Source organism: Streptomyces sp. NPDC048506 (assembly GCF_040651315.1).
In the GTDB taxonomy this organism is placed as follows: Bacteria; Actinomycetota; Actinomycetes; order Streptomycetales; family Streptomycetaceae; genus Streptomyces.
In genome coordinates, this window is sequence record NZ_JBEZIX010000015.1 from 69,615 (window position 1) to 94,447 (window position 24,833).

At 68.7% G+C, this 24,833-nt stretch carries 18 protein-coding genes and 5 pseudogenes; 11 read left to right on the forward strand and 12 right to left on the reverse strand.

Features of this window, described 5'->3' with window-relative positions; genetic code table 11:
- Positions 1 to 497 precede the first annotated feature (497 nt).
- Positions 498 to 1,166: pseudogene (locus tag AB0C96_RS14620) on the reverse strand (transposase); the annotation flags it as partial.
- An 83-nt stretch (positions 1,167 to 1,249) separates the two neighbouring features.
- Between AB0C96_RS14620 and AB0C96_RS14625 the strand changes: the two are divergent.
- Positions 1,250 to 1,696 (forward strand): nitroreductase family deazaflavin-dependent oxidoreductase, encoded by a 447-nt coding sequence (locus AB0C96_RS14625; RefSeq protein WP_362917246.1) that lies wholly within the window; start codon positions 1,250 to 1,252, stop codon positions 1,694 to 1,696.
- 506 nt (positions 1,697 to 2,202) lie between these two features.
- Here AB0C96_RS14625 and AB0C96_RS14630 read toward each other — a convergent pair.
- The 5 genes and pseudogenes from AB0C96_RS14630 to AB0C96_RS14650 form a co-directional block, all read right to left on the reverse strand.
- Positions 2,203 to 3,231, reverse strand: a complete 1,029-nt coding sequence (locus tag AB0C96_RS14630; RefSeq protein ID WP_362917248.1) for a hypothetical protein — start codon at positions 3,229 to 3,231, stop codon at positions 2,203 to 2,205.
- A gap of 188 nt (positions 3,232 to 3,419) precedes the next feature.
- Entirely contained in the window at positions 3,420 to 4,511 is a 1,092-nt protein-coding gene (locus AB0C96_RS14635; RefSeq protein WP_362917409.1) for a barstar family protein, read from the reverse strand.
- Positions 4,486 to 4,671 carry a hypothetical protein gene (locus AB0C96_RS14640; protein WP_362917420.1) on the reverse strand — a complete coding sequence of 62 codons (186 nt, stop codon included), beginning with the start codon at positions 4,669 to 4,671 and terminating at the stop codon, positions 4,486 to 4,488. Before AB0C96_RS14640 ends, AB0C96_RS14635 begins: the two co-directional genes overlap by 26 nt.
- Positions 4,672 to 4,679: 8 nt before the next feature.
- Positions 4,680 to 5,083, reverse strand: a pseudogene (locus AB0C96_RS14645) (transposase family protein); the annotation flags it as partial.
- A 120-nt stretch (positions 5,084 to 5,203) separates the two neighbouring features.
- On the reverse strand, positions 5,204 to 6,730 hold the full coding sequence (locus tag AB0C96_RS14650) for a serine/threonine-protein kinase (protein WP_362917251.1): 1,527 nt from the start codon (positions 6,728 to 6,730) through the stop codon (positions 5,204 to 5,206).
- A gap of 1,002 nt (positions 6,731 to 7,732) precedes the next feature.
- On the opposite strand from AB0C96_RS14650, the gene AB0C96_RS14655 reads away from it, so the two are divergent.
- From AB0C96_RS14655 to AB0C96_RS14665, 3 genes are all read left to right on the forward strand, one after another.
- Positions 7,733 to 8,827 carry a MerR family transcriptional regulator gene (locus AB0C96_RS14655; protein WP_362917253.1) on the forward strand — a complete coding sequence of 365 codons (1,095 nt, stop codon included), beginning with the start codon at positions 7,733 to 7,735 and terminating at the stop codon, positions 8,825 to 8,827.
- Positions 8,828 to 9,186: 359 nt separating this feature from the next.
- Positions 9,187 to 9,321, forward strand: coding sequence for a sigma factor-like helix-turn-helix DNA-binding protein (locus AB0C96_RS14660; RefSeq protein WP_362917255.1), 135 nt, complete (start codon positions 9,187 to 9,189; stop codon positions 9,319 to 9,321).
- A gap of 24 nt (positions 9,322 to 9,345) precedes the next feature.
- Positions 9,346 to 9,738, forward strand: a complete 393-nt coding sequence (locus tag AB0C96_RS14665) for a recombinase family protein (RefSeq protein WP_362917258.1) — start codon at positions 9,346 to 9,348, stop codon at positions 9,736 to 9,738.
- A 539-nt stretch (positions 9,739 to 10,277) separates the two neighbouring features.
- On the opposite strand, the pseudogene AB0C96_RS14670 reads toward AB0C96_RS14665, so the two are convergent.
- Positions 10,278 to 10,607 (reverse strand): annotated as a pseudogene (locus AB0C96_RS14670) (HAD-IA family hydrolase); the annotation flags it as partial.
- Positions 10,608 to 10,883: 276 nt separating this feature from the next.
- Here AB0C96_RS14670 and AB0C96_RS14675 point away from each other — a divergent pair.
- Positions 10,884 to 11,005: pseudogene (locus AB0C96_RS14675) on the forward strand (nitroreductase); the annotation flags it as partial.
- A 467-nt stretch (positions 11,006 to 11,472) separates the two neighbouring features.
- Here the strand turns inward: AB0C96_RS14675 and AB0C96_RS14680 are convergent.
- The gene (locus AB0C96_RS14680) at positions 11,473 to 12,627 is read right to left on the reverse strand and encodes an FAD-dependent oxidoreductase (protein ID WP_362917260.1); all 1,155 of its coding nucleotides are present in this window, start codon (positions 12,625 to 12,627) and stop codon (positions 11,473 to 11,475) included.
- A gap of 311 nt (positions 12,628 to 12,938) precedes the next feature.
- Positions 12,939 to 13,343, reverse strand: a complete 405-nt coding sequence (locus tag AB0C96_RS14685) for a hypothetical protein (RefSeq protein ID WP_362917262.1) — start codon at positions 13,341 to 13,343, stop codon at positions 12,939 to 12,941.
- A gap of 176 nt (positions 13,344 to 13,519) precedes the next feature.
- Here AB0C96_RS14685 and sigJ point away from each other — a divergent pair, with 176 nt between their 5' ends.
- The 3 genes from sigJ (at position 13,520) to AB0C96_RS14700 (ending at position 17,806) form a co-directional block, all read left to right on the forward strand.
- Positions 13,520 to 14,473 (forward strand): RNA polymerase sigma factor SigJ, encoded by a 954-nt coding sequence (sigJ, locus tag AB0C96_RS14690; RefSeq protein ID WP_362917264.1) that lies wholly within the window; start codon positions 13,520 to 13,522, stop codon positions 14,471 to 14,473.
- A gap of 1,190 nt (positions 14,474 to 15,663) precedes the next feature.
- Entirely contained in the window at positions 15,664 to 16,854 is a 1,191-nt protein-coding gene (locus AB0C96_RS14695; protein ID WP_362917266.1) for an FAD-dependent oxidoreductase, read from the forward strand.
- 10 nt (positions 16,855 to 16,864) lie between these two features.
- A complete protein-coding gene (locus tag AB0C96_RS14700) occupies positions 16,865 to 17,806 on the forward strand; it encodes a sigma-70 family RNA polymerase sigma factor (RefSeq protein WP_362917268.1) in 942 nt (313 codons plus the stop codon).
- A 361-nt stretch (positions 17,807 to 18,167) separates the two neighbouring features.
- Here AB0C96_RS14700 and AB0C96_RS14705 read toward each other — a convergent pair whose 3' ends face one another.
- Entirely contained in the window at positions 18,168 to 18,506 is a 339-nt protein-coding gene (locus AB0C96_RS14705) for a transposase (RefSeq protein WP_362917411.1), read from the reverse strand.
- 332 nt (positions 18,507 to 18,838) lie between these two features.
- Complete coding sequence (locus AB0C96_RS14710; protein WP_362917270.1) at positions 18,839 to 20,065, reverse strand: PP2C family protein-serine/threonine phosphatase; 1,227 nt, start codon at positions 20,063 to 20,065, stop codon at positions 18,839 to 18,841.
- 1,089 nt (positions 20,066 to 21,154) lie between these two features.
- On the opposite strand from AB0C96_RS14710, the gene AB0C96_RS14715 reads away from it, so the two are divergent.
- The gene (locus AB0C96_RS14715) at positions 21,155 to 21,826 is read left to right on the forward strand and encodes a hypothetical protein (RefSeq protein WP_362917272.1); all 672 of its coding nucleotides are present in this window, start codon (positions 21,155 to 21,157) and stop codon (positions 21,824 to 21,826) included.
- Positions 21,827 to 21,947: 121 nt separating this feature from the next.
- A pseudogene (locus AB0C96_RS14720) lies at positions 21,948 to 22,169 on the forward strand (IS3 family transposase); the annotation flags it as partial.
- 135 nt (positions 22,170 to 22,304) lie between these two features.
- On the opposite strand, the gene AB0C96_RS14725 reads toward AB0C96_RS14720, so the two are convergent.
- Positions 22,305 to 23,588, reverse strand: a complete 1,284-nt coding sequence (locus tag AB0C96_RS14725) for an MFS transporter (protein ID WP_362917274.1) — start codon at positions 23,586 to 23,588, stop codon at positions 22,305 to 22,307.
- Positions 23,589 to 23,643: 55 nt separating this feature from the next.
- Here AB0C96_RS14725 and AB0C96_RS14730 point away from each other — a divergent pair, with 55 nt between their 5' ends.
- Entirely contained in the window at positions 23,644 to 24,654 is a 1,011-nt protein-coding gene (locus AB0C96_RS14730; RefSeq protein ID WP_362917275.1) for a DUF5937 family protein, read from the forward strand.
- Positions 24,655 to 24,833: the final 179 nt, after the last annotated feature.

Consider the following 24,833-nt stretch of genomic DNA (forward strand, 5'->3'; position numbering starts at 1 on the left):
TGCCTCGCCGGAACCGGCCTGGTCACGGACGGCTGAACGGCATCACGAACTCAAGGTCAGTAGAGCCAACCTTCGAGGGCGTCACGAAGGTGATTGTCGTCGCCGCGCAGGAACAGGGCACGGATTTCGATGTCGGGGCAGAGGCATGCCAACTCTTCTCCCTCTTCCTCGTCGACCCCGCCGGTGCCTCCGGCCTGGAGGACGAACGGAAGGTCGTCCGGGTCGCCGCCAGGCCGCTGCTGCCACTCAAAACCGTGCACGCGGACGAACACCTCACCGAGGTACCAGTACGCGCCCTGGACGAACGGCGTGTCCTGAGCGGCTCGGACCTCGGCGGCCGAAGAGAACCGGTCACGGACCAGGGCCTCAAGCCGGTCCAGCGACTCCACGGTGAAGTCCCATCCGCCGCCGGTCGTGCGTGCCCACTCCTCGAACCCGGCCCGCCGCGGGGTGAGCCACTGCTTCAGCAGCGGGTTGCCCGTCCACTCGTTCTCCTCGCTCGCGCTCATGCTTCCTGAGCATACGCAGCCGCCTGGCCGCAGCAGGGCGGCCACCGACTCCCCGGAACCGGCCTGCCCGTGGTCGACGAACGCGACCAGCGGATGATGGCCGAAGGTCTTCTTCCAGTTCGCGGTGGCGTCCTGCTTCTCGAAGTGCGCAAGGACCAGCACGCCGTCGATGTCCACGATCACGTGCCCGTCGGCGGCCGGACCGTTCGTCCCTGCCAACTCCCAGATGCGCGACCGTGCTTCGGCCCGCGCCGACCGGATCGCGGTGAGGGCCTTCGGTCCGGCCGCGGCGAGGGCGTCGATGAGCCGGGAGACCGTGGGGTCGGATGCCACCGGGCCGAACACGTCGGGCTCGGCCCGCAGCATGGCGACATCGGCGAGGAAGTCCCCGCCCAGAGCCGTCGCGAGCGCGACATCCAGCAGGACCTTGCCCGGGTCGTGCACCGCCCGCGGCTTGCGCCAGGGCGCCAAGGCCGCCGATATCGCGTCGTCCAGGCCGGACTTGCGGACCGTCTCGACCAGCAGCACCGCCCCGGCCTGTGCGACCACCGAACGGCCACCGCCCCGGACACGAACACGCGGGTAGCACCCGATATGCTTCTTCCCCTGGGAGGTGCCTCCGACTGGAGTGGGAACAAGGGCCTCGACAATCCTCATTCTTGCTGGGCGTGGGCGTTTTGCGTGTTACCTGACCACCTGTCGGACACCACACTTCATGACGTGACGATGGGGTGAATGCGATGCCTCTTGAGGGCGAGTACGAGCCGAGTCCGGCGCAGTGGGTGCGCGATCAGGTCGAGCTGTACGAGAGTTCCGGCGGCACGCAGGGATCGACGCTCTGGGACACCGGCCTGCCCGTCGTCATTCTCACGACGCGCGGCGCGAAGAGCGGCAAGATCCGCAAGATCCCGTTGATGCGCGTGGAGCACGAGGGGCGGTACGCGGCCGTGGCCTCGAAGGGCGGCTTCCCACGTCACCCGGTCTGGTACTTCAACGTCAAGTCCGACCCGCACGTGGAGCTCCAGGACGGGCCTGTACGCCGGGACATGACGGCCCGTGAGATCACCGGGGATGAGAAAGCCGAGTGGTGGGAGCGCGCGGTCGCCGCGTATCCGCCGTACGCCGAATATCAGGAGAAGACCGACCGTGTGATCCCCGTCTTCGTGCTGGAGCCCGCGCGCGGGTAGGTCCCGACGCTTCTTCACCTGGGAAGTGCCTCCGACGGGTACGCAAACAAGGACTCAACATTCCTCGTTCTCACTGGTCAAAGGCGTTTTCTGCTTGCCTGGCCACCAGTCGGACAACACACTTGGTGAAAGCGCGAGGCTAAGAATCTGCGCGATCTTCAGGCCATCGGCCGCCGCCTGGGCGAGATCGATGCCGCCTGCCGCGCCGGCCTCTGGGCCAACGCCCTGGCCACCGATCCGGCGTGGGACAAGACACGCCCTCTCGCCCGACGGCTTCTCCTCATGACACTGGGCGACTGGCGTCAGCCACTGCCACGCCCCGTGCGCCCGCCCATGGGTGACCACTGAGCACGTCCAGGGCGCGTGCCAAACCTCAGTTCCGCCTCCCGGCCCGACACTCACGGAGCGTTCGAATCCGCGGTGTGCTCTGGCGCCTCCCGAAGTGGTGTACATCTGCTGACCGTTTTCGGGTTCTGGCTCAACTTCCCTGATGCCACTACTGTCTGTCACGCGAGGAGGACGCGTTTCCGTAAAAGCCGGAAGCCTGCGCGGCCGAACATCTGCCCCTTGAACATCTCGATGCGGTTGATGTGGCCTTCGACCACGCCGGAGTTCCAGGGCAGGGGCAGACCGGCGATGACGGCGTCGAGCCACTGCGGGAGCCTCTCGCCCTGCCGCTCGGTGAGCATCCGGGCAAAGGAACGGACATGCCTGGTGAGGGCGTCGAGTTCGGGACACTCGGCCAGGACAGCTTTCAGTTGGAGCTGTTCGTTGTCGGTGAGTGATTCCGGACGGCGAAGAATCCAGACAGCGACCGCCCGGGGCGACGGCGGCCGTGCGGTAACCGGCCGGGGTGATGTGCGCTTTTCCCTGAAATAGGCGGTGACGATGCCGTAGCTGCCCTTGTAGCCGAGCGGGATGATCTCCTCCCAGAGTTTCCAGGCGTTGGTGCAGCCCTCGTTCCAGCGGTCGTCGACGCCAGGCCGCTTCGCCAGCCACTTGGCCAGGCTGGACGCCTCCCGGTCAGACAGGAGGTCCACCGGACGTCGGCCCTCGACATCGACCAGCACGGTGCCATAGACGCGGCCCTTGCGCGTGGCGTACTCATCGACGCCGACCACCCGCGGGGCCGGCGCATCAGGCTCAGGCAGCAGGTCGACCAACCGCAGTACGGTACTGCGGCTGACGGACACTCCGAAGACGCTCGCCATCCGGGCGCCAGCCCGGCCGGCGAGGGCGAGGCCGACCATGGCCAGGGTCGAACGCAGACGTTCGGTCCACCGGCTATATCTCCTGGTGAGGCCCGGCACCTGCTCGACGAACGTCCGCCGTCCGCATGCAGCGTCCAGGCAGAAGAACCGTACGGTCTCGTCACGCACGTCCACCGACAGCGCCGTCACGTCTGCGACCGACGGGAACAACAGCTCGTCCAGCCGAAGCATTGTCTCTTCCACGGCGCCGAACTGGCGGCCAGACGAGAATCGCCACTGATCATTTTCAGCTTCCCCGAGACCGTTGCGGGCCTCATTCGTCACTCAGCGTGTGCATTTCACGGAAGTTGAGCCAGAACCCGTTTTCGTGAACACAGCCGCGGAACTCCGGTTCGTGGTCGCCGCGGGACACGTGAACCACCACCGCAACCTCCACGCCTGGGACGAAGCGGTGCGGGTCTCGACAGACTGAAGATGACCGTCCCTGGCGTAGTCGGCCACGGAGTCGTGGCTCACGCCAGGGTGACGTGCATGCCGCCCTCGGTCAGGAGATCGAGGACCACACCGAACAGGTCGTAGGGCTGGCCACCCGGTGACAGGACCTGGGACGAGTGCTCGCGTGCGGTTGCAGCGTCCCGCCAGAGCAGAGTTGCGGGGGCGGTGTAGCCGAAGGTGCCACGCAGGCAGTCATCGATGGCGGCAAGGCAGCCGCCGAAGTAGCCACCTGGTCCGTTCACCGCCTCGCCGAGCGCAAGGTAGAGGCCCGGTTCGTCGGTGACATGACGACCATCGAGTTCGTAGGCGTGACCGGCTGGCCGGTCGCAGAGGGCACGATAGGCAGCTCGTTCCCGGACGAGGTCGTGCCAGGCCCAGCGGCGCCGGGTATCAAGGCCGGCCCATGCAGCTGCCGTGTCAGGCGGCCCCACGAGCCACCGCTCCCAGATGGGCCGGGCGTGTTCGGGAACGGGCGTGAAGAGCTCTCCATCGAGCTCCAAGTCGATCAGGTCCGTCCCGTAGGACGATGGGCGCCAAGCACTGACTCTGGTCCAGAGCAGGCGTTCGGTGAGCGGCTCACCTTGATCGTCTCGTATCTCCAGGGCGGCCTGCTCCAGGTCCAGCGCCCGCCGGGTGCCCTTCGCCAGTGCCGTCCGCAGTTGATCACCCCTGGCGAGCCCCCGAAGGACGAGCGGGGGCGCCGGCTGCTTGTGCGGCAGGACACGGGCGAATTCCCGGCAGCAGCCGAGCCATCGGTGCCCGTCGTGCACACGAACGCGGCCCCTGTGTCCCTCGGGCGGACCTTCGTAGTCGTCCAGTCCGGTGAGCACGAGACTGTCAGTCCTAAGGGGCCCCGGGCTCTCCGCATCCTCCAGCAACCAGGGGGCGAGTGTCTCATCGTCCGGCACCAGCCAGAGTCGGTTGCCGACCCAACTGCCCACTTCTGCTTGCGGAACCCAGCCGAACAGCTCGTAGGTCCCACGTTGGGGTTCTCCAAACAGCCCTTCCGCCTCGGCGCAGACGCCCCAGGCATGCCCGTGCTCCGTCTCCGTGAGCGTGTACTTCGTTCGCCGGCGATGGTCCTCATCCTTGTGCACGCTGGGAATCATGCCGGGACCAGGTTCCAACGGCGAAGTCATTTCCCCCGTAGTCAGTCGTGCTGCTGTTGTTGTGGATCTCGGTGTGGTGGGTAACCGGACCCTCGTAGACGTTCTTGGCGACGGCGGAGCGCGCCTTGCTGATCGCGTCGCCGATAGCGGTGGCGACCATGGCGAGGCCCGGTTCCCGGCGAGCGACCGGCCAACCACGACGACGAGGCGGGTGTCGGCGTCGATGACAACCTGGTGGTTGGTGGAGTGCCGGTAGTTTTTCGACTGTGCGACGATGGCGTGGTTGCGGGTGGGGACCAGGGTTCCGTCCACGATGAGCACGGTGTTTCGCCAAACCGCTCACGGGGTCGAAGCGCGAGCATCGGCCCGAGGTGGTCGATGACGCGATCAGCGGCCGACTTCGAGATCCCGAGCAGCGGTGCGAGCTGCCGCATCGTCAGGTTCGTTCGCCAGTAGGCCGCGACCAGCAGTGCCCGGTCCTCCAGCGGAAGGCTCCACGGCCGGCCCCTGCGGACCACGTCCGCACCCTCGCGCCGCAGATGCGTCACCAGCTTGCCGAACTGCCGTGGGCTCGGCCCGAATGCGCGATTCCCGTCATCGCCTCGAGGCGGTCGACCGTCCGATGCAAGTCAAGGGAGTACTTGCCATTGAGGGAAGTTACCTCTCGAATTCAGTCGATCTCTGGTGTGCCCTCACATGGGTTTGACGCATAGCGACCAGTACGGTGGTGATGCGGACTTCAAAATCGAAGTGTCGGCGTCGACAACAGCTCCGGGAACCTGGTTGCACTCGGAATGGTCGTTGGTCCCGTCGATTCGTTTCAATACGACGTAATGACTGTTACCAAACATTCGAAAGGGTAGCGCACACGGTTCTGTCCTGGTCACGTCATTGTAGGTGTATCCGTTCGCCGCACGATCTGCAGTCGTATCGAACCAGAGGCAGTCGCCGGCTTTGGCATCCTTCAGATCGCTCCCGATAGCGAATACGTACAGACCAAGGTACACACCGAGCAGAGCGATCATTGCGACTGGAATCTTGAGGGCGAGGTGGGCCCGCCGACGGCGTTTGGTGGCGTCCCGGCGGCGGGCCTCGCCGGGGATTTCCGCGTCGGCGGCTTGGGCGACCGACTGGGCCGCACGCGGGGCAGGCTTCGGGGCGCCAGGTGGCTGCGTGCTGTCCATTACCCGGGTGCGCGGCGGTGGCGGCAGCACCGCTGTGGCCGTCAGGTCTGACGTACCCTCCGTCCCCGGGGAATCGGGTTGATCACCGGACCCGGTGTCGGCCGTTGCCGCGTCGGAGGCGGTGAGAGCGCGCAGAGCGCTGGTGCGCTCCCGGACCGCCACGCGGGCACCGTTGATTCCCATCCAGGCACCCGGACCCAGCGCCGCGCCCAGCTCCTCCTCGCACCACGCCAGCAAACGGGTGGGGGCTGGGCGCTGCTCGGGTTCCTTGTGGAGGCAGTCGGTGATCAGCCGGCGTAGTGGCGGGGGGATCGAGGAGAGGTCCGGGGCGTCCGCGACGACACGGTGGGCGACGGCCCATTCGTTCTCCGCGGCGAACGCCTCGCAGCCGGTGGCGAGGAAGTACAGGGTGGAGCCGAGGGCGAAGACATCGGAGGCCGCGTCCACGGATCGGCCTGAGGCCTGCTCGGGCGACATATACAGCGGGGTGCCGATCCGGGTGGAGTTACTGCTGTAGGTCACCGACTGAGCCAGGGACTTGACGATGCCGAAGTCGATGACCTTCGGACCGCTCTCGTCCAGGATGATGTTCGCGGGCTTGAGGTCCCGGTGGACCACCTTCGCGGCGTGGATGTCGGCCAGGGCATGGGCGATGCCCCAGGCCAGCAGCGTCACCTGACCGGCCGGCAGTGGTCCGTTGTCGACCACCAGGTCCCGCAGCGACGGACCGGCCACGTACGTCGTGGCCAGCCACGGCCGCTCGGCCTGCGGCTCAGCGTCCAACAGTGGTGCGAGGTGCGCACCGCGCACCTTCTGCGCGGCACCCACCTCCCGCGCGAACCGCTTCCCGAACTCCGCGTCCCTGACGAAGTCGTTCCGGATCACCTTCACAGCCGCTGGCTGCCCACCGGGGGAAAGCGCAAGGAACACCTGCCCCATGCCCCCCTCGCCCAGCCGCGCCAGCAGCCGAAAGCCCCCAAGACTGTCCGGATCGAGCGACTGCAACGCAGGAAATCGAAATGCCACCCTCGACATGAAGCACTCCCCCTCGTCTTCCCGCCCCCGGGCCTTCCGTCGCTCCACGAGCGTAGGGCCAGCCCCTGACGCTCCGCCAGTTCAGCCGGACGTCGGATCGGCCTCGACCTCGGAGCCGCGGGCAGACAGCACTCGCCCCCGCCGAGACCGTCGGGGTCCCCGAACGCACGGGAGGGCACACTCCTGTGCAGCGAAAGCTCAACTGGCCACATGAAGCGCTCAGTCACGGGAGGGCTCTGCAGTCGGGCGGCTCGGAGGTCGCCGAGTGCGCGAGCGAGTTGTTCCAGAAGCTTGTGGTTCTCCTCGGCTTGTGATTCCAACGTGAACCTGGGTCGCTGTCAGGTGTAGGCAGTGGGCTGGTGGTCGGCTGCGAGCCCCTGCCGATGCCGGCGGGGTGGCAGACGAACTGGGCGGCGTCGGCGTTGGTGCAGACGGTGGCGTGGCGGGGGGAGCCGCTGAGGGAAGCGGAGCTGGTGTGGATGAGCCTTGACCGCCTGGTGCAGCCACAGGAGGTAACTGGGCACCCGCTCCGCTGGTCGCAGGATTCCCGTTGGCGCTTCCGCCGGTGTTGCCTGACGGGTTCGACATGCCTCTCCTCAACTGTGACCCAAGTCCCGGTGCAGAGAGGGGGATTATCCTGGCGCGCTGATCGGAAAGCTCTGCTCCTCGATTCCGCCTGCCCTGCCAAGCGATCCGTCGAGCCCTCGGCGAGCAGCGACAGGCGCACACCGGGCCGGCATCGGATGTGTCTGACATCTGCGTCCAGAGAAACCTGGGCCATGTCCGGCACTGACAAGCGCGCACGGCAACCAGCCGGATTCGTACCGGCGCCATGTGGCCGGCGAGGTCCTGGTCGAGCTGGCGGCGCAGGGTCGCGAGGTCCCCGAACTGCGGGTGCCCGACCTCCATCGGCTGGTCTCGCCTCTGTGCCCGCATGGTGTTCAGTGTTCGAGTCGGCCGGCTGTTGACCCTCGACTTGGTGGAGGGCTCAGAGTTCTGGGTGTGGAGAGCGAGATGCGCAGTATTGGTGAGATGGCCCGGGACAGTGGACTGAGTGTGAGCGCCCTGCGGTTCTACGACGGTGCCGGCGTGCTGGTCCCGGCCTGGGTGGATCCGGTGAGCGGCTACCGCTGGTACGGCCCCGAGCAGCTTGAAGAGTCCCGGTTGCTGGCCCGGCTGCGCCGGGCGGGTATGCCGTTGGCGGACATTCGGCTGGTACTGGCCGGCTGGTCCAGTGCGGACACCGACCTGGTGCGGAAGCTGCTTCAGGCACATCTGCGCCGTCTTGAACTGGGGCTGTCCGATGCCCGCAGTGAGTTCTCCACGCTCCGAACGCTACTCGAATGCAGGGAGAATCCCATGACCATGCTCCGCACCGCCACCGTCCGGCTGGCTGTCTCCGCGCCTGAGCTGGCGGCCGCGTTGGACGCGGTCCGCTTCGCCGCCAGTGCCGACCCGGAGCTGCCGATGCTCGGCGGTGTCCTGTTCGACATCGAGGGTGAGGCGCTCCATGTCGTGGCCACCGACCGGTACCGGATGGCTGTCGCACAAGCCGGCACCACCGGGCATGGCGGGCCCCGTGTGCAGGTCATCGTGCCGTCCCCGCTCGCCGACGCGATGCGGGCGCTGTTGAGCGACGACGCATCCGTCCAGCTCACTGTGGACGGCGACCGCGTGGCCTTGGAGGCGGGGGACCGTCAGGCGGCAGGCCAGTGCCTCGATCACGACTTCCCTGATTATCGTCGCCTCGTCCGCCTGCCGGCAGGGCACCGCGCCCTCGTTGATGTCACGGCTTTCCGGGAGGCGGTGGAAACCGGCGCCGTCCGTGCAAGCGAGGTGCGCGAGCAGGACGGTGTTTCCTATGACCTCAGCGTGCTCAAGGTAGGGGCCGACGGCGTGGTGACCGTCTGCGAAGACGGTGACGACGACCAGGACCACGTCGCCGTCAACCGCGATTTCCTACTCCAGGCCCTCGCCGCCGGATCCCGGGACCAGCTGATCCTGGAGTTCGGCACACCTACGGCGCCCCTGGCGATCCGCCGGATCGACACCGAGGACACCTTTTCGATACTGATGCCTGTCCGCCTGGAGAACTAGCCACGGGACGGGCGCTCGGTCGCCGTTGACGGTCAACTTGGGGCCGAGTTCAAGGCGCTGCTGTCGTGGTCCTTGGACTCGGCTCCTGCGGTGCGGGGGCCGGGCAACGCGGCCGCGAGCGCCTGGCGTGTGCGGCGATGCCGGCCACGGCGGCGCACTCCCCGCTGCCTTCCCTGACGAGGAGTCCGATCCGGCCGTGGGGACGGAATCGCGATTCCGCCCCCACGGCCGGATCCCATCGGTACGCGCGGTCCACCAGCGGAAACGGTTCCTGGCCAGCCACTCCCAGCTGATCAACTGCACCGCACGTCCTGGGGTCTGTCCGAGCCCGCGGTCGCGTCGGCGGCCGGCGCCCCGTCGTGGACGCGGACAAGCGGCGTGTGGTCCTCGCCCGCCGCGCCGAAGGCCAGTCGATCCGCGAGATCGCTGCAGGGGTCGGCGTTTCCGTTGGCGTAGTGCGCAAGACCCGCAGCCCGCAGCCCGCCGACCGCTGAGCCTCCGCGACTACCTTGCGGCTGGTGTCTGAGCTAGGACTCCGGGGCCGATTCACCTCGCTGCACGAGGCGCTCGACACGACCACGCCCGGCGGACGCCTGGACTTCCATGTGCTCGCGGCCCTGGCGGAGTTCATCCGCGAACTCATCGTGCAGCGCACCAACGCGGGCCTGGACACAGCCCGCGCCCGAGGTGCCCGGCTCGACCGCCCGCCGGCGATGACCGACGTACAGGTACGTCACGCCCGCGACCTGCTCGCCCGTCCGAAGAACACCGTCACCTCGATCGCGAAGCTCCCCGGGGTCTCCCGCAACACCATCTACAACTACGTGCCCGAACTGAAGGGCGGCCGTCTCACGCTCGCCCAGACGGCCAACACGGCAGAACTGCCCCGACCCTCCAGGTCAGCGGACTGATCACCGCCGTGTGCGGCTGGTGACACAGGTCTTACCGGCACCCCTACTTCTTCGGCGCGCTGCGTTGCCGCTCTCGGATGCGGTCCTGTGCGGCGAACAGCCGCCGGTTCTCCTCCGTAAGCGACAGCTGCTTCGGCCGGGCCGTGCATGCAGCCTGCTTTGCCTTCCGACGGGCCGTCACGGCGGCGCGCGCCTTCTTCTCGCACTGCGGGTGCACCGGCTTGCCCCGACAGGGCCCCTGCCCGCGGCTGGCCCAGACCTGGCCCTCGATCGGATCGGCGCACATTGCGCACACGGCTGAGCCACGCCGCTGCGGGGGTGGAGTCGCTGCTCGCGGCGCCCCGCGTACGGGGATCTCGCTGTTCATGCGCGGAAGCGTAGAGCCGTCAGCGCCCGTTGCAGCCGCGCCGCCCGGCCGACGTCTGGTGGCTACTGCACGAGATCCGCTCCCGGAATGGCGAGCTGTCAGCGCTGGGGCAGGGCACTGTGGCACGTGAACTGAGCGCGCGGGCCCTTCTGCCGTTGTTCAGCAGGGAGCCCAACGACTCTCGGAGATCCGCAGGTTCGCGGTAGTGCACGCCGGTCATCCCGAGCGCGACGGCAGCTTCGATATTCTCCAGTCGATCATCCACGAAAAGACACTGGTCCATGGCGACACCCGCCCGTTCGGCAGCAATCTCATAGATCTCGCCGAGGAGCAACGGCAGGTCTGTCTCAGGCGCATAGGCCACCTTCACGGTCGCGCCCTCCGTCAACCCCGCAGCACGTTCCAGTTCTGCCAGGTGGCTCGTGTCATAAAAACGGATCACGTTGTCGAGGTCACACAGCACCGCACCGAGAGGTCCGCCGAGGACCTTGGAAGTCGTCACTGGCCTTGGGTAGCACAACGCTCAGCGAGCGGTCGGCGCCTCGTGTGTTCTTGTCCCTCTGCGTTCCCTGGCACCCCGGCGTGGATGCTCCACGCCACCAGCTGGCCAGGAACCACCGAGCAATACGCCCACACCCACCCTCACCAACTTGCTGTGCCACCAACCACCTGGCCCACCCTGACCGCTTCGCCCGCCCCATCACCACCACCGAGCTGCTCCACCTCGTTCCGCCCCGAACTCCCGAACCACGGAGTAGCCCCTGATCCGTTGCAGTATCAGCCCTTGGCCGAACTGAAGAGGCGCGCGACGGCCAGGGCGCTGGCGGGAACCCGGGGGATGAGCGGGAGGATCCGATATACCCGGCCGAACTGACCTCGCCGTATCTGGACCGTTTTTCCTGCGGCGTGTGCCGCGCCACGCTCAACCGCCGATGATCGCCGCCGGCCCCGGCCCGGCCCCTGCACCCACCACTGCAACCGAAACCGCCACCACGGAACGACGAAGGACCCGACCGGAAACCGGTCGGGGTCTTCGTCTGCCCTGCTGGGCGAGTGCGGAGGGTACGAGATTCCCACTCGTGAGGTGTTGCCCCCAAGACGCCATCCACATGTTCGTCCGGCTGTCCGGGGACAGCCGTGGGCATCCTGACCTGCGGCGGAGCGATCCACCGGCTGGGCTATGAACGGTGCTGGACGGGGGTGAATGCAACCAGAACCGCAACCACGGCCCGGCTCTGCCAATCGTGCCTGGAACCGTACGGCGCAGTCGCGCCGACTCGCGTGACGGGCAGGCCGACGACTACTCCGCAGAAGTCGTCCTTGCGGCGCTACGACGATGTGGGACAGGGCGGCCGGAGGAGAGCCTGCTACGGGTGCCGCGGGAGGGGAGCGCTCGGCGCGGTGGTGCGCAGTGGCTTGGCCCACCGGTAGGTGCCCGGCCGACGGCGTTCGGCGTTCAGAGCGCCGAGGGTGTAGCGGTTGATCCACTCGTTGATCCTGGCGGCGGGGCGGCCGGTGATCACCAGGTGGTGGGGGGAGTCGTCCGCGCGGACCGCTTGGATCACCGCGTCGTTGCGGCCCAGACTCACGCTCTGGGCGACGTAGCGGAAGCGGAACGGACCGGGCTGCCGACCACGAGAGAGCGCGTCGATGGCTTCGGCGGCGTAGGCGCCGGTCGGCATGGCGGTTGCGCAGGCCATGCGAAGTTCCCCGATGCCGGGTGCGCTTACGCGGGCAGCGTCGCCGACGACGAACACATCAGGGTGCGAGTTTGAGCGAAGAGTGGCGTCGACCAGTGCGCGCCCTCTGGCGTCGACGGCCAGTCCGGCCGCGGCGGCGAGGGGCGGGACGGTGAGCGCCGCCGTCCAGACCACCACGTCGGCGGGGATCTCGCCGTGGTCCGTCGACAGCCCGTGCGGGTGCACGGCCGTCACCCTGGTGTTCGTGTGGACGCGGGTGCCGAGCCGTTCGAGTGCGGCCGCGACGTGCCGGCGTCCGGCGGGGGACAGGCCCGCGCCCGGTTCTTGTCCGGTGACCAAACGGGTCTCCCAGCTTGTGGCGGATTCGGCGAGCTCGGCGGCCAGCTCGATACCGGTCAGCCCGCCTCCGACGACCGCCACTGTGCCGCCGCCCTCGGCCAGCCGCGCGCCCAGCTCGCCCGCCCGCTCGACGGTGTAGGCATGGTCTGCCGCCCCGGGCACCCCCGCAGTGTCGGTCCGGCTGCCGAGGGCGTACACCAGGCGGTCGTAGCGGACCACCGTGCCGTCGTCGAGGGAGACGCTGCGGCCGGCCAGGTCGATCGCGACGGCGCGGGCGGTGACCGTGGAGATGTCACGCCCGGCCACCAGCTCACGCAGCGGGACTCCGGCGGACCTGCGGCCGGCGGCCACCTCGTGGAGCCGGATGCGCTCGCTGAACCGGGTCTTGGGATCGATCAGCGTCACCCGGTGGCGGCGGCTCACCCGAAGTGCCGCCGTCAGGCCCGCGTACCCGGCACCGATGACCACGATGTGCTGCTTCATTCCGCCGCTCCTCCGCTGGCTCCGCGCTCCTGTCGCGCGGCTTCGCAAGAGTGGACTGGATAGCCCTGTCGGATGTGACATCGATTCGAGAACCGGTTCCGACGAATCCGCAGGGGCGTCCGTGGCGGGCCCGGCGAGGGGTCAGTCACCGGAACGACGAAGGCCCGGACCGTCGAACCGGTCGGGGCCTTCGAGCAGGCGGAGGATACGAGGTTCGAACCCGTGAAGGGTTGCCCCCCAACACGCTTTCCGATTCTCTCGAACGCCGCCCGCCGGGGTCCGAATCCGTTCGACGGTGTTTCGCGCGAGGGTCACGACCGGGTGTCGGAGCGCTCGGACAAGCGGGGGGACAGTGCCTGGCCCAGGGCCAGCACGCTCAGGCCGAACATCAGGACGCCCAGGGGGACATGGAGCGACGGCATGTGCGCGATGCCCAGCACCACCTGCACGGAAGCGAGTACGAGGAAGCCGGACGCGTACAGGATGGGGCGTGGCGACCCGCCGCCCGGCCGCCACGCCAGGATCGTGGCGAGCACGTACAACATCGATGCGCCGTACATCACGCGCGCTCCGACGCTGTGCAGTACCTCGCCGTGGGACGTGGAGAGCAGCAGCCCGGCGGTGACCGCCTGAAACAGAATGGCCAAGGTCTGCAGGGCGATTGCGACCTGTAGGAACGTCAGGCCGCGGTGTGTTGCCGTCGTCTGTGTGGCCATGGTGCGGTCCCCTCTTCTGCCTCGCGGCGGTGAATCGGTAGTGTCTCGGTAGTCCGACGACGTGGGCCCGCGAAATGTGAGGCGGAGCGCCGACGTCACAGTCCGGTGGGTGTTTCGTCGAAGTGTCGAGAGCGGAAGCGGACGAGACGGACGAGGAACCGGGGGCGGTCGCGACCATGAGCACTCCATCCGAGCCAGGGCATGACCGGTCCGAGCCGGGCCTGAGCGCGATAGTCGGCGAGCGGCGACATCTGATCAATCTCGCCTACCGGCTGCTCGGTTCGCTCACCGAGGCCGAGGACGCCGTGCAGGAGGCCTACGCCCGCTGGTACACGATGTCGCGGCAACGGCAGGAGGCCATCGAGTCGCCCGGCGCCTGGCTGACGACGGTGGCCACCCGCATCTGCCTGGACCTGCTCGGCTCGGCGCGGGTCCGGCGCGAGCGCTACGTCGGCGAATGGATACCCGAGCCGCTGCCGGACCGTACGGAGTGGATCAGCGGGCCGGCGGGCGGCGGGAGGACCGAGCCGGCCGACCCTCTCGACCGGGTCACCCTGGACGAGTCGGTGAACATGGCGTTCCTCGTCGTACTGGAGTCGATGACGCCGGCCGAACGCGTGGCATTCATCCTGCACGACGTCTTCCGGTATCCCTTCGCCGAGGTTGCAGAGATCGTCGGCCGGACGCCGACGGCCTGCCGGCAGCTGGCGTCCTCGGCCCGTCGACGTGTTCGCGCCGCGCCGGCTCGGACGGTTCCGGTGGCCGGGCAGGCCGGTCTGGTGCGGCATTTCAAGGAGGCGTGGGAGGCCCGGGACATCGAGGCCCTCGTCGACCTCCTCGACCCCGACGCCACGATGATCGCCGACGGCGGCGGACAGGTCGGCGCTGTCCTCCGCCCGGTCGAAGGCAGCGAGCGCATCGCGCAGTACCTGATCCACATCGCCGGCAAAGCTCCTGGACTGACGCTCTTGGAGAGGACGGTCAACGGCAGGCCGGGCCTGGTCGCCCAGCATGCCGGCGTCACCGTGACCGTGGCGGCGTTCAGTCTCACCGGCGGCCGCATCACTCACATCTGGGCGGTCCGCAACCCGGATAAACTCCGCCCGTGGGCCGAGAAAGGACAGAGCTGACCTGGTTGGTATGAGTGTCCGAGAAGCCATGCGGCCTGGGTGGCGCACCTGAAAGCAGCTCGCCGAGGAGGATGTCTCTGCGGCCTGTTCGCCACGGTCTACCCGGTCCAAGTCCGGACCTGGGACCGCGAGACGACGAAGGCGGAGGGTGCGAGATTCGGACTCGTGAGGGGTTTGCCCCCAACGCGCTTTCCCGTTCTCCCGAACGCCGTCCGCTGGGGTTCACACCCGTCCTGACCCGCGACGGAGCACTGCTGGGCGGCGGCTGAACCTGGTCGGACTCGGGGTGAATGAGAGTGGCCCCGCTGATCGCCCTTGCCACGGCCACGGCCGCACCTGGTGCCGCTGGTGGTGTCGCCCCAGGCCCGGAAGCTGCGGTCGCCCGCGCGGCGTACCGGCGTCCTGCCCAGGGCACGCACTCGGCGGCGCGCCGTGCAGAGGCCGGCCTGGTCTGGCCGCACGATGGAGCGGACGACGAATGGTCAGCGGTTTGGAGCTGTTGTCGTATCGAGCACGGCTTGTGCTGATCCAACGGGGCCTCGATCGGTGATCATTGTGACGCCGATCGATAGTCGGCCATCGCCCCGTTTCGACTGACCAAGACAGCCCCAAACGCCTGTCGGAGTGTGACTTGGTCCCCGAGTTGGCCCGTGAGCAGTTGAGTTGGCCCGCCTGAGTGCCAAATGTGGCCCGCAGGGCAGCGGTTGACACTCTCACCTGCGGCCGGTGGCCTCGTGCTGGTCCAGCGGCATCGCCCGGGGCTGGGCGGGTTCGGCGTGGTGCCGCTCATCGAGGACAGGTCCCGGCCCTCCTCGATGGCGGTGGCCGGCAGATGCACGACCGCCCCGATCGCGGCGACACCGGCCCGCGGCGGTACCGGCCGGTCGGGGCGGCGTCTGCGAACCAAGCGCAACATGGAGCACCACGCAAAAATCCACACCGAACGCTGGTCACAGGCCGTAGTGACTACTACGCAGGGCTACTTGGGGCCTCATCGCAGCTTCCAAAGTGGAGGGCCAAGAAGAGCGCTCAGGCGGGCCAACTCAACCGCTGAAGGGCCAACTCAAGGACTCGGTCACAGGGAGGCTCGGCCTCGCCTTGGTTCGGTGACCCGCGTCACATCCGGCTTCTGTCAGCAATCGGGGCGCCGTCTCGTTCAAGGGGCACGCGAACGAGACAGGAGCAACGCCATGAAGCACCGCATCGTCGTACTCGGCGCTGGATACGCCGGGGCCTTCGCCGCCGGAAACCTGGCCCGCCGGCTTTCGCCCGCCGACATCGAGATCACCGTCGTCAACGCCGTGCCCGACTTCGTTGAGCGGATGCGGCTCCACCAGCTCGCGATCGGCCAGGACTTCGCGGTCCGCAAGCTCGCCGACGTGTTCGCGGGCACCGGGGTGCACCTGCGCCTGGCGCGCGTCACCGGCGTCGACCCCGAGCGCAGGACCGTTGCCGTGACCGGCGAGGACGGCGACGGTGAGCTCGCGTACGACACGCTTCTCTACTCGCTCGGCAGCTCCGTAGCCCACCATGGCGTCCCCGGCGTGGCCGAGTACGCCTTCGACGTGACCGGCCTGTCCTCGGCGCTGAGTCTGCGCGAGCGCCTGGTCGGCCTGGGCGAGGGCGGCACCGTGCTGGTCGTCGGTGAGGGGCTGACCGGCATCGAGACCGCCACGGAGTTCGCCGAGTCCCGGCCCGACCTCTCGGTCGCGCTCGCCGCCCGCGGCGAGCTGGGCGCCTGGCTCTCCCCGAAGGCCCGCCGTCACCTGCGCCAGGCCTTCGACCGGCTCGGCATCACCGTCCACGAGCACACCGGCATCGAAGCAGTCGAGCCGACACGGGCGATCGCCGCCGACGGTACGTCCATCCCGGCCGACGTGACGGTGTGGTCGGCCGGGTTCGCCGTGCACCCCATCGCAGCCGCCAGCGGCCTGGAGGTCGCCGAGACGGGCCAGATCCTCGTCGACCGCACCATGCGCTCGGTCTCGCACCCGGACGTCTACGCCGCCGGTGACAGCGCCTACGCGATCGGCGAGAACGGCCGGCCGCTGCCGATGTCCTGCGCCTCGGCCGGCTACACCAACATGCAGGCGACCGCCGCGATCATCGCGCGCTTGACGGGCAAGGAGGTCCCGACCACCACCTTGAAGTACCACGGCAACCACATCAGCCTCGGGCGGCGAGACGCGATCTTCCAGATGGTGGACGGGGACGTCCGGTCGAAGTCCTGGTACCTGGGCGGCCGGACCGCCACGCGGCTCAAGTCGGCCATTCTCAAGGGGGCCGGGTGGAGCATCGCCCACCCGACCTTCGGCATGCCGAAGCACAAGCGCCACCTGACCACCGCGCCCGACCGCATCGGTGTGAGGGTCGCCGCATAGGCTCTTCCGCATGGACAGCGTAGCCATCGATCGGTTCGAGGCCAGCCGGGGCCGGCTGGCCTCGCTCGCGTACCGTCTGCTCGGCTCGGCGGCCGACGCCGAGGACGCCGTGCAGGACGCGTTCCTGCGCTGGCAGGCCGCGGACCGGGAACGCATCGAGGTGCCGGAGGCGTGGCTGACCAAGGTCGTCACCAATCTCTGCCTCGACCGGCTCCGCTCGGCGCAGGCGCGCCATGAGCGCGCTGTCGGAGACTGGCTGCCCGAGCCGCTCCTCGAGGGCGACCCGATGCTCGGCCCTGCCGATACCTTCGAGCAGCGCGAATCGGTGTCCTTGGCCGTACTGACCCTCATGGAACGCCTCTCGCCGGTCGAGCGGGCCGCTTACGTCCTGCGCGAGGCCTTCTCCTACCCTCACGCCGAGATCGCCGGGATCCTCGACATCACCGAGTCCGCGAGCCAGCAGCATGTCCACCGGGCCCGACGCCGGGTCGCCGCCGAGCGCCGCGGCGGCGGCGAGGTGGACCCCGCGTCCGCGCGCCGGATCGTCGAGGAGTTCCTCGTCGCCGCCACGTCGGGGCGCACGGAACGGCTGGTGGCGATGCTCACCGCCGACGCGACCGCGATCTCGGACGGCGCCGGACTGGCCAGGCGGCTGCTGCGGTACAAGACGCGCGAGCGCATCGCCTCCTACGTGCGGGCCGGCTTCAAGCCCACTGCGGCGAAGCGGCGGCTGGCCGGCGGCTCCCCCGCGATGCACATCGCGCTGGTCAACGGCTCCCCAGCCGTCCTCGCCGTGGTCGACGACCGGGTCGTGGGCGCCGTGGCGTTCGAAGTCGGCGACGGCAAGGTCGCGTCCCTGCGCGGCATCGCCGCCGCGGACCGGCTCGCGCGCCTCAATGCGGCCTGGCGGCAGCACGAACCCGACGCGGCGCCGGTCATCCACGCATGGTGACCAGAGCCACCGGAATCCAGTGACCGGAGTCGGAGCGAGGACGGCACCCCTTCGGTCCCGCGCTGCGCAGCAGCACGGGACCGAAGCACGTCGGTCTCCCGAATCAGACTCGGCCATGCAGTTCGAATCCCCGATGGCCAACTATCAGTCGACACAGTGGCCAACTACGAATTGTCACGGAGGGCTGACGAGGACGAATCCGAGCGCCCCTGGCCACCCATTGCTCGAAGTCACACCGCGGTCAGGCCGGCGCCAGCGAGCCCAGCCGTCGACTACGTCTGGGCGGTACTGGATCTGTTCGAGCCTGCGCTTCACGGCCCGGGTGATGTCGCCCAGGTCGGCTGCGGCGAGGTCGCCGATGTCAGGCTTGACCAGCGACCAGACGCCCCCCCTGAGCGTTCAAGTCCGGTGACTGGCCAGGCAGTTGGAAGACGGTGAGCCAGTCGGCGTTCGCGGTGATGAACTCCCGCAGTCCAGCCGCCAGGTGCAGACGCGCGTTGTCCCAGACCAGCACGATCGGGCCGCCGAGCTGGATGCGGGCCCGGACGAGCAGGTCACGGAAGTCCTTCCAGCCGAATCCCTTCGGCTCGTCCTTGCGACTCCAATACTCACGGATCGCGTAGATCAGCCGGGACCGCTGCCCACGCTTGTGGCAGGTCATCCCCGCCATCGAGACTCTGCCGGAGCCGCGTCCTCGCAGAACTTCGGCGGGGTGGGGGCCTGGAAGGCGATACGGGCGGGAGTTTCGGGGAGCCCAGTTGAATGGTTCGTCGTTCGGCGGTGGGCCGAGCTGGTGCGTATGCGGATCTTAGGTGTGTGCTGTTTAGTGGTCGGAATGGGAGGGGGAGGACGTGGAATCTGTACTTTCTTGACGAAGTTGATGGTCGGGGGTGTTGTGGTTCGTAGGTGAGAGTGGGCAGCGTTGCACTCACCCGTCAGGTGGTGTCCGCGCGAACTGAGAACGCTGGTGGGACCGTGCCGTTGTCCGCGTGGTGGCGCGTGGTGGTGCAGGCATGGTTGACGTCGTGGCGTTCAGTCAAAGACCGCGGAGTGGTCGGCGGCGCCTCCATGCCACTCGATCATGAAAAGGGTGGCGTCGTCGCTGGTGCGCCCGCCCCGTTCCCTCTTCAGCGTGTGAGAGAGCCGGCGCAGATCCGCCCGCACGCCCTGTGACGGCTCTTCCCTTAGACGGTTGACGCATTGGATGAGGCGTTCCTCGCCGAATGGCTCCCCGCCGGCGACGTGCTCCTCGATGATGCCGTCGGTGTAGCACAGCACACGGTCGCCCGGCTGGAGCATGTGCTCTCTGATCCGGGGCACCTCACCGCCGAAGCCCACGGGCAGTGTCGTCGCGCTCTCCAGCTGCCGCACGACCCGCCCGGCGCGGATCAGCAATGGGGCGGGGTGGCCTGCGTTGACCAGCTCCAGCTCACCAGTGGCGATGTTCACGTGCATCAGTTGCGCCGTGACGAAATGGTCGGGGCCGAACTGCCCGGAAATGGCGTCGTCCATGAACGCGTACTTCTCGGCCAGGCTGACGAACACGCGCCGGGCATGCCGGTAGGCGCCGATGGCCACGGTCGCCATCACAGCGGCGTCCAGGCCGTGGCCCATGGCATCGATCACGGCCATGTGCAGGATGTTGTCGTTGAGGGCGTAGTCGAAGCTGTCGCCGGCGACGCGGTAGGCGGGCTCCAGGATGCCGGCCACCTCGACCTGCGGCAGGGACATCGACAGCGGCGGTAGCAGGTTCCACTGGATCTCGGCGGACACACTCATCGGCTCGCGACGCCGGGCCAGGAAGAACAGGTCGGTGTAGGCGTTCTTGGTGACCAGCATCTCGGCGACCAGGCCGGCGAGCCTGCGGAGCAGGCGCCGGTCGTCGTCGCCGACGGCGTCCAGGGTCAGGGCCATCACGCCCACCTGATCGCTGCCATCCAGCAGCGGCAGATACATCCGCACGCCGCCATGGGAGTGGGGCATCTCAACGACGTCCGCGCTCAGGAAGGCCCGGCCAGCAGGGGAGTCGGACACCGGCTCAGGCTCGCCCACGCGCAGCTTTCTGCCCGGCAGCGGCACCAGCAGCTCCTGCGCGTAGTCCTGGAGCAGGATGGAGACGTCACGACCGCCGATCCGGGCGATCTCCTCAGCGACCAGTGGTGCAATCAGCTGCGGCGCCATCAGCCGGGCCCTGTCCAGTAGCAGGCCGAGCAGTCGCTCCCCGAAGCCCTCCGACCGGTCCACACTCTCCTCGTCCATGCCCCGGTTGCCACCTCCTCCCTGTCACCCACACCCGTCACTGTCTCTCCACAACGTGACCTGGGTCGCCGCCGGAGCGGCTCATTACGCCATGCGCGGCATGTCGGCCTTCGCTGTGCTCGGCTTTGGAACTCCTTGTCCGGATGATCGCCGTGCTCTGGCCTCTGCAATCGAAGGTCGTGGGCAGAGCGCAGGGCGCATGTATTCGGGCGTGCGGATCAGAGGAAGGGTGTTGTGGTCGTGCAGTACGCGCCCTTTCTGATGGTGTTGGTGATCACGGGGAGTGGTGTTTCGGACGGCTGTCGTATGCAGTGCGTGATGACACCAGTAGGTAGGGGCTGGCCAACTCCACGCAGGTCCGCGGCCTATCGGCGTTCATCCGCTGGGCCGTCGCCCGCCGACTGACGGGCAAGGTCACCATTCCGACGAGGAAGTACGGGCTCCCCGGCCGATTCCTGCCCAGCGACGGACTCGACCTACAGCTTCGCCGCTGCCTCAACGACGACAGTCCGCCGTTGGAGGCCCGCATCATCGGCTCCCTGACCAGCCTCTATGCCCTGCCCACCACACGCTTCGTCGAGCTCAAGGCCGACCGCTTCCATAGGGACGGTGACGACGCCTACCTCACGATCGACCGGCACCCCGTCCTCCTGCCGCCCCGGCTCGCGGCCCTCATCGAGAAGCAGGTCGCGAGCCCCAACTGCCGCACCTCCGTGCTCCAGCAGCCGCACGACGGCACACCGGGCTTCCTCGCAGGGCGGCCTCCCCTCATGCTCAAGATGGCCGGGCTGTGTCGGTGGGTCAGCGGTGCCAGGACCAGATCCGCTCCGGAGCCGAGGCGGACCACGCCGCTGGCCCCAACCCACCACGCTCCAACCCTCCACGCTCCGACGGCCGAGGGGCGTGAACCAGGCACCCATCCCCTCTCGCTACGCTCGGTGTCGCCACTGTTACTGTGGGTCAGTGACTGTGACCCGTTGGATCGTGATCCACGTCCCTTCCTGGGTGCTGCTGGGAGGGCTAGTCGTCGGTGTCACCGGCGGCACGGCAGCCGTCCAGGCGTTGGTACGGCACCGTTTCCCCAGTCTCATGCGGGGTGAGCAGAACGAGGTCGCAACGTTCCTGTTCCCCGTTGTCGCGGTCGTCTACGGGTTCCTCATCGGCTTCATCGTCCTGGCGCTCTGGGGCCAGGTGAACACGGCGGATCAGACGACGCGGACCGAGGGTGCCATGGCGGTGCAGATGGCCAGGGGCCTCGGTGTGTTCGGCAAGGAAGAGGGCGCACGGATCCGGCAGGGCCTGTTGGCGTATGGGCGCGCGGCGGAGGCCGAGTGGTACGGCGCTGCGGCCGGCCATACCGCACCCGAGGCCGAGCAGGCACTGGACCGCCTGAACAGCACCTACGGGACCGTCAGGCCCCGCAACGACACCCAGCGCGCCTTTCTCACCAGCTCGCTGTCTTCGTTGAGGGACTTGAGCAGCGCACGCACAGAACGGCTGCTCCAGGCGAGCACCAACATCGGTCCGCCGCCGTCCTTGTGGATGGCGGTCCTTTTGACCAGTGGACTGATCCTCGGGTTCTCCGTCGTGTTCGGCTCCGAGCGTGCTCTGATCCACTACGGGATGGTCGGGGCGGTGAGCGTGCTCGTGGCCGCCAACCTGTTTCTCGTCACGGAACTGTCGTTTCCCTTCCTCGGTGAGTTCTCGACGTCGCCGGAGCCGCTGCGCGCAGTGATCCAGGTCCTGTCGTCGCCTCGGTAGACCCGCAGCGCAGAGCGGAGGGAAGCGGGCCGGGGCGAAGAGCCGTCTACCACGAGTCCAACCGACGGTTTTGAACCGCTCCGGGTCCGATGGAGGCTCGAATCCCTGGCAGGATCGAGCTGTGGCACGCCCGTCCCCTTACCCTGCCGAGCTTCGTGAGCGTGCAGTGCGCATGGTCGCGGAGATCCGCCCCAACTACCCGACCGAGTGGGCCGCGATGAAAGCGGTCGCCGCGAAGCTGGGTGTCGGTGCCGCGGAGACGGTGCGGACATGGGACCGCAATTCCCAGGTCGACGCCTGCCAGCGTCCCGGCGTCACCTCTGAGAGGGCCGCGGACACCCAGGCCCCGGGCCTTCCGAACGTGCGAAGGACCGGGACCAACCCGCCAACAAGGTAGGGAGTGCTTGAGTCGGCCCGTCAGCGCTTGAGTTGGCCTGTTACTGGCCCGGGGGTCCGATCGCGCAGGGTGGGTGCCGGTTTACGCCTCAGGGGCGGATGACGCTGAGGCTCGACGGGGTGCCGTGGTGGTTACCGGAAGCTCGCGCAGCGTGCGGACGGGGGAGTAGAAGACCGGGAGGAAGGCGCAGGCCATGCAGATCGCGCCTGCCCAGATCGCCATGCGTACGCCTGCCGTCTGGCCGATGAGGCCACCGAGGGCGGAGCCGATGGCCAGGGCGCCGGTGAGCAGGAATCGGAAGGTGGCGTTCATACGGCCGAGCAGCGGATCCGGGGTCATGCGCTGGCGCAGGGTGACGCCGAGGACGTTGTTGATGCCCGTCTTGGCTGTGGTGACGAGCCACCCGGCGCCGGCCACCCAAAGCCACGGCCCGTCGTCGACGAGCGCGACGGTGAGTGCGGCCGGTGAGAACCAGAGCCCGGCCAGCCCCAGGGTGCGACCGTGGCCGAGGCGGGCGGCGAGGCGACGGGCGACACCGGCGCCGAGCAGGATGCCCAGGCCGCCGGCCGCCCAGTACGCCCCGAGCGCCCCGGCGGGCAGGTGCAGTTCGCGGGTGAAGAGCACCGGCAGCATGGCGTTGATCATCTGTGCGCCGAGGTTGCTGAGGGTCGCGGTGAGCGCCAGCGCGCGCAGCTCGCGGCTGCCGAGGACATGGCGCAGCCCTTCCGCTATCTCGGCACGCAGCTGTTTCCGGTCGGCCGGTGCCGCGGCGGGAGCGTGGCGTCGGCCGATGCCCGTCAGGCCGGTGGCGGAGGCCAGATAGGCGATGGCTCCGCCGAGAATGGCCAGGGGCGCCGTGAAGAGTTGGACCAGGAGACCACCGGCACCGCGGCCGGCGATGCTGGCGCCGGCCATCAGGCTCACGAGGGCCGTGTTCGCCGGCGCCAGGCGTTCGCGGCCGACCAGTTCGGGCAGGACGCTCTGCGAGCCGACGTCGAAGAACACCGTGGCGCAGCCGTTCAGCAGCACCACCGCGTACAGCTGCGGCAGCGACAGCACACCCAGCCACCATGCGACGGGGATCGAGGCGAACAGCAGGGCGCGGACGGCGTCGGCGGCCACCAGCACTCGGCGGCCGGGCAGACGGTCCACCCAGGCGCCCGCGGGCAGTCCGATGAGGAGGAAGGCGGCGGTGGACAGCGCGGCCAGCGCGCCGGCCTGGCCGGGCCCCGAGCCGAGGGTGGTGACGGCGAGCAGTGGGATCGCCACGTAGCCGACATTGCTGCCGAGGTGGCTGAGGGCACCCGCGGCGAAGAGTATGCGGAAGTCGCGCAGCCGCCACGGGGAACGGGGTGCTTCGGTCATGCGCCGTACCGTGCAGGACCGTTGACCGCTTCCCCATTGTTTTATCCTGAGCTAAATGATCGAGATCGAACTCGGCTTGGAGGACGTGGCCCGCACCCGCTTCGCGATCTCCCCGTTGTGGGAGGTGGTGGCGAGCATCCGGGTGCTCAAGGGCGTGGACGCACACGGCCTGCACCGCACCTGGGCCGACCGGGCGCGGCAGCAGCTGGCGGCGGCGGAACTCGACCTGAGTCCGCTGTTCGACCTCATTCCGTTGCCGACGGGCTCGGCCCGGAGCGGCCGCATCCCGGGGTTCATCTGCCCGCCGCCCACCACCCCGCTGCCGTCACTGGACATGGAGCTGGCCACGGTCCGGGCCACCCCGTCGGCGCTGCTGCACACGACGGCCGAGGTGCCGCCCGCGCGGATGGCGGCGCTGCGCGCGGACCCGACAGTCGAACTCGGGCGGCTGGCCGACGCGATCGAGACGTACTGGGAGCTGGCCCTGGCGCCGTACTGGTCGCGGATCCTCACCCTGTTGGAGGGCGACATCCGCTACCGCGCCGGCCGCTTGGTCGAAGGTGGCGCCCAGCACCTGTTCGCGGACCTCGACCCACAGGTCACCTGGGCGGGAGGCACCCTGCACGTGGCACACCGAACCGCGCACGGAGCGCGTCAGCTGGCCGGCCAGGGGCTGTTGCTGGTGCCGTCCGCCTTTGTGTGGCCGCGCGTCTTCTCCGTGCTCACCGAGCCGTGGCTGCCCTCGCTGCGTTACCCGCCACGTGCCGTCGGCACGCTCTGGGAGACGCGGCCCGCGACCGTCTCCGATGCCCTGGCAGGGGTGTTGGGGCGGTCCCGCGCGACCCTCCTGACCGAGCTGACCGCCCCCGCCTCGACCACCGACCTCGCCCGCCGCACCGGGCTGACTCCCGGCGGTGTCTCACAGCACCTGACGGCCCTGCGTACCGCTGGCCTGGTCAGCGCCCACCGTGCAGGCAGAGAGGTGTTGTACGCACGCACCCGGGCCGGAGAGATCGTCGTGGAAGCCGCGGGCGCAGGATCACCGCCGTCTACCGCCCCCGCGTGAAACCAGCGGTCACCTGTGCGATCGGGCCCTTTGGGCCAGCAACAGGCCAACTCCAGCGCTGACGGGCCAACTCAGGCGCTCAGTCACAAGCGTTCCGACCGGCCACTTCGTCCGAGGGTGGGCACAGCGCCGGCATGCCCGTGACCTGAGCTATGGCACGGTCCGTTGGACCGGCCCGC

Bases quoted from the DNA above. Each gene is read 5' to 3' on its own strand.
- AB0C96_RS14625 (WP_362917246.1), top strand. From the start codon at position 1,250: ATGCCTCTTGAGGGCGAGTACGAGCCGAGTCCGGCGCAGTGGGTGCGC.
- AB0C96_RS14635 (WP_362917409.1), bottom strand. From the start codon at position 4,511: ATGATTCCCAGCGTGCACAAGGATGAGGACCATCGCCGGCGAACGAAG.
- AB0C96_RS14640 (WP_362917420.1), bottom strand. From the start codon at position 4,671: ATGGTCGCCACCGCTATCGGCGACGCGATCAGCAAGGCGCGCTCCGCC.
- AB0C96_RS14650 (WP_362917251.1), bottom strand. From the start codon at position 6,730: ATGTCGAGGGTGGCATTTCGATTTCCTGCGTTGCAGTCGCTCGATCCG.
- AB0C96_RS14680 (WP_362917260.1), bottom strand. From the start codon at position 12,627: ATGAAGCAGCACATCGTGGTCATCGGTGCCGGGTACGCGGGCCTGACG.
- AB0C96_RS14685 (WP_362917262.1), bottom strand. From the start codon at position 13,343: ATGGCCACACAGACGACGGCAACACACCGCGGCCTGACGTTCCTACAG.
- sigJ (WP_362917264.1), top strand. From the start codon at position 13,520: ATGAGCACTCCATCCGAGCCAGGGCATGACCGGTCCGAGCCGGGCCTG.
- AB0C96_RS14695 (WP_362917266.1), top strand. From the start codon at position 15,664: ATGAAGCACCGCATCGTCGTACTCGGCGCTGGATACGCCGGGGCCTTC.
- AB0C96_RS14700 (WP_362917268.1), top strand. From the start codon at position 16,865: ATGGACAGCGTAGCCATCGATCGGTTCGAGGCCAGCCGGGGCCGGCTG.
- AB0C96_RS14710 (WP_362917270.1), bottom strand. From the start codon at position 20,065: ATGGACGAGGAGAGTGTGGACCGGTCGGAGGGCTTCGGGGAGCGACTG.
- AB0C96_RS14715 (WP_362917272.1), top strand. From the start codon at position 21,155: ATGCGGGGTGAGCAGAACGAGGTCGCAACGTTCCTGTTCCCCGTTGTC.
- AB0C96_RS14725 (WP_362917274.1), bottom strand. From the start codon at position 23,588: ATGACCGAAGCACCCCGTTCCCCGTGGCGGCTGCGCGACTTCCGCATA.
- AB0C96_RS14730 (WP_362917275.1), top strand. From the start codon at position 23,644: ATGATCGAGATCGAACTCGGCTTGGAGGACGTGGCCCGCACCCGCTTC.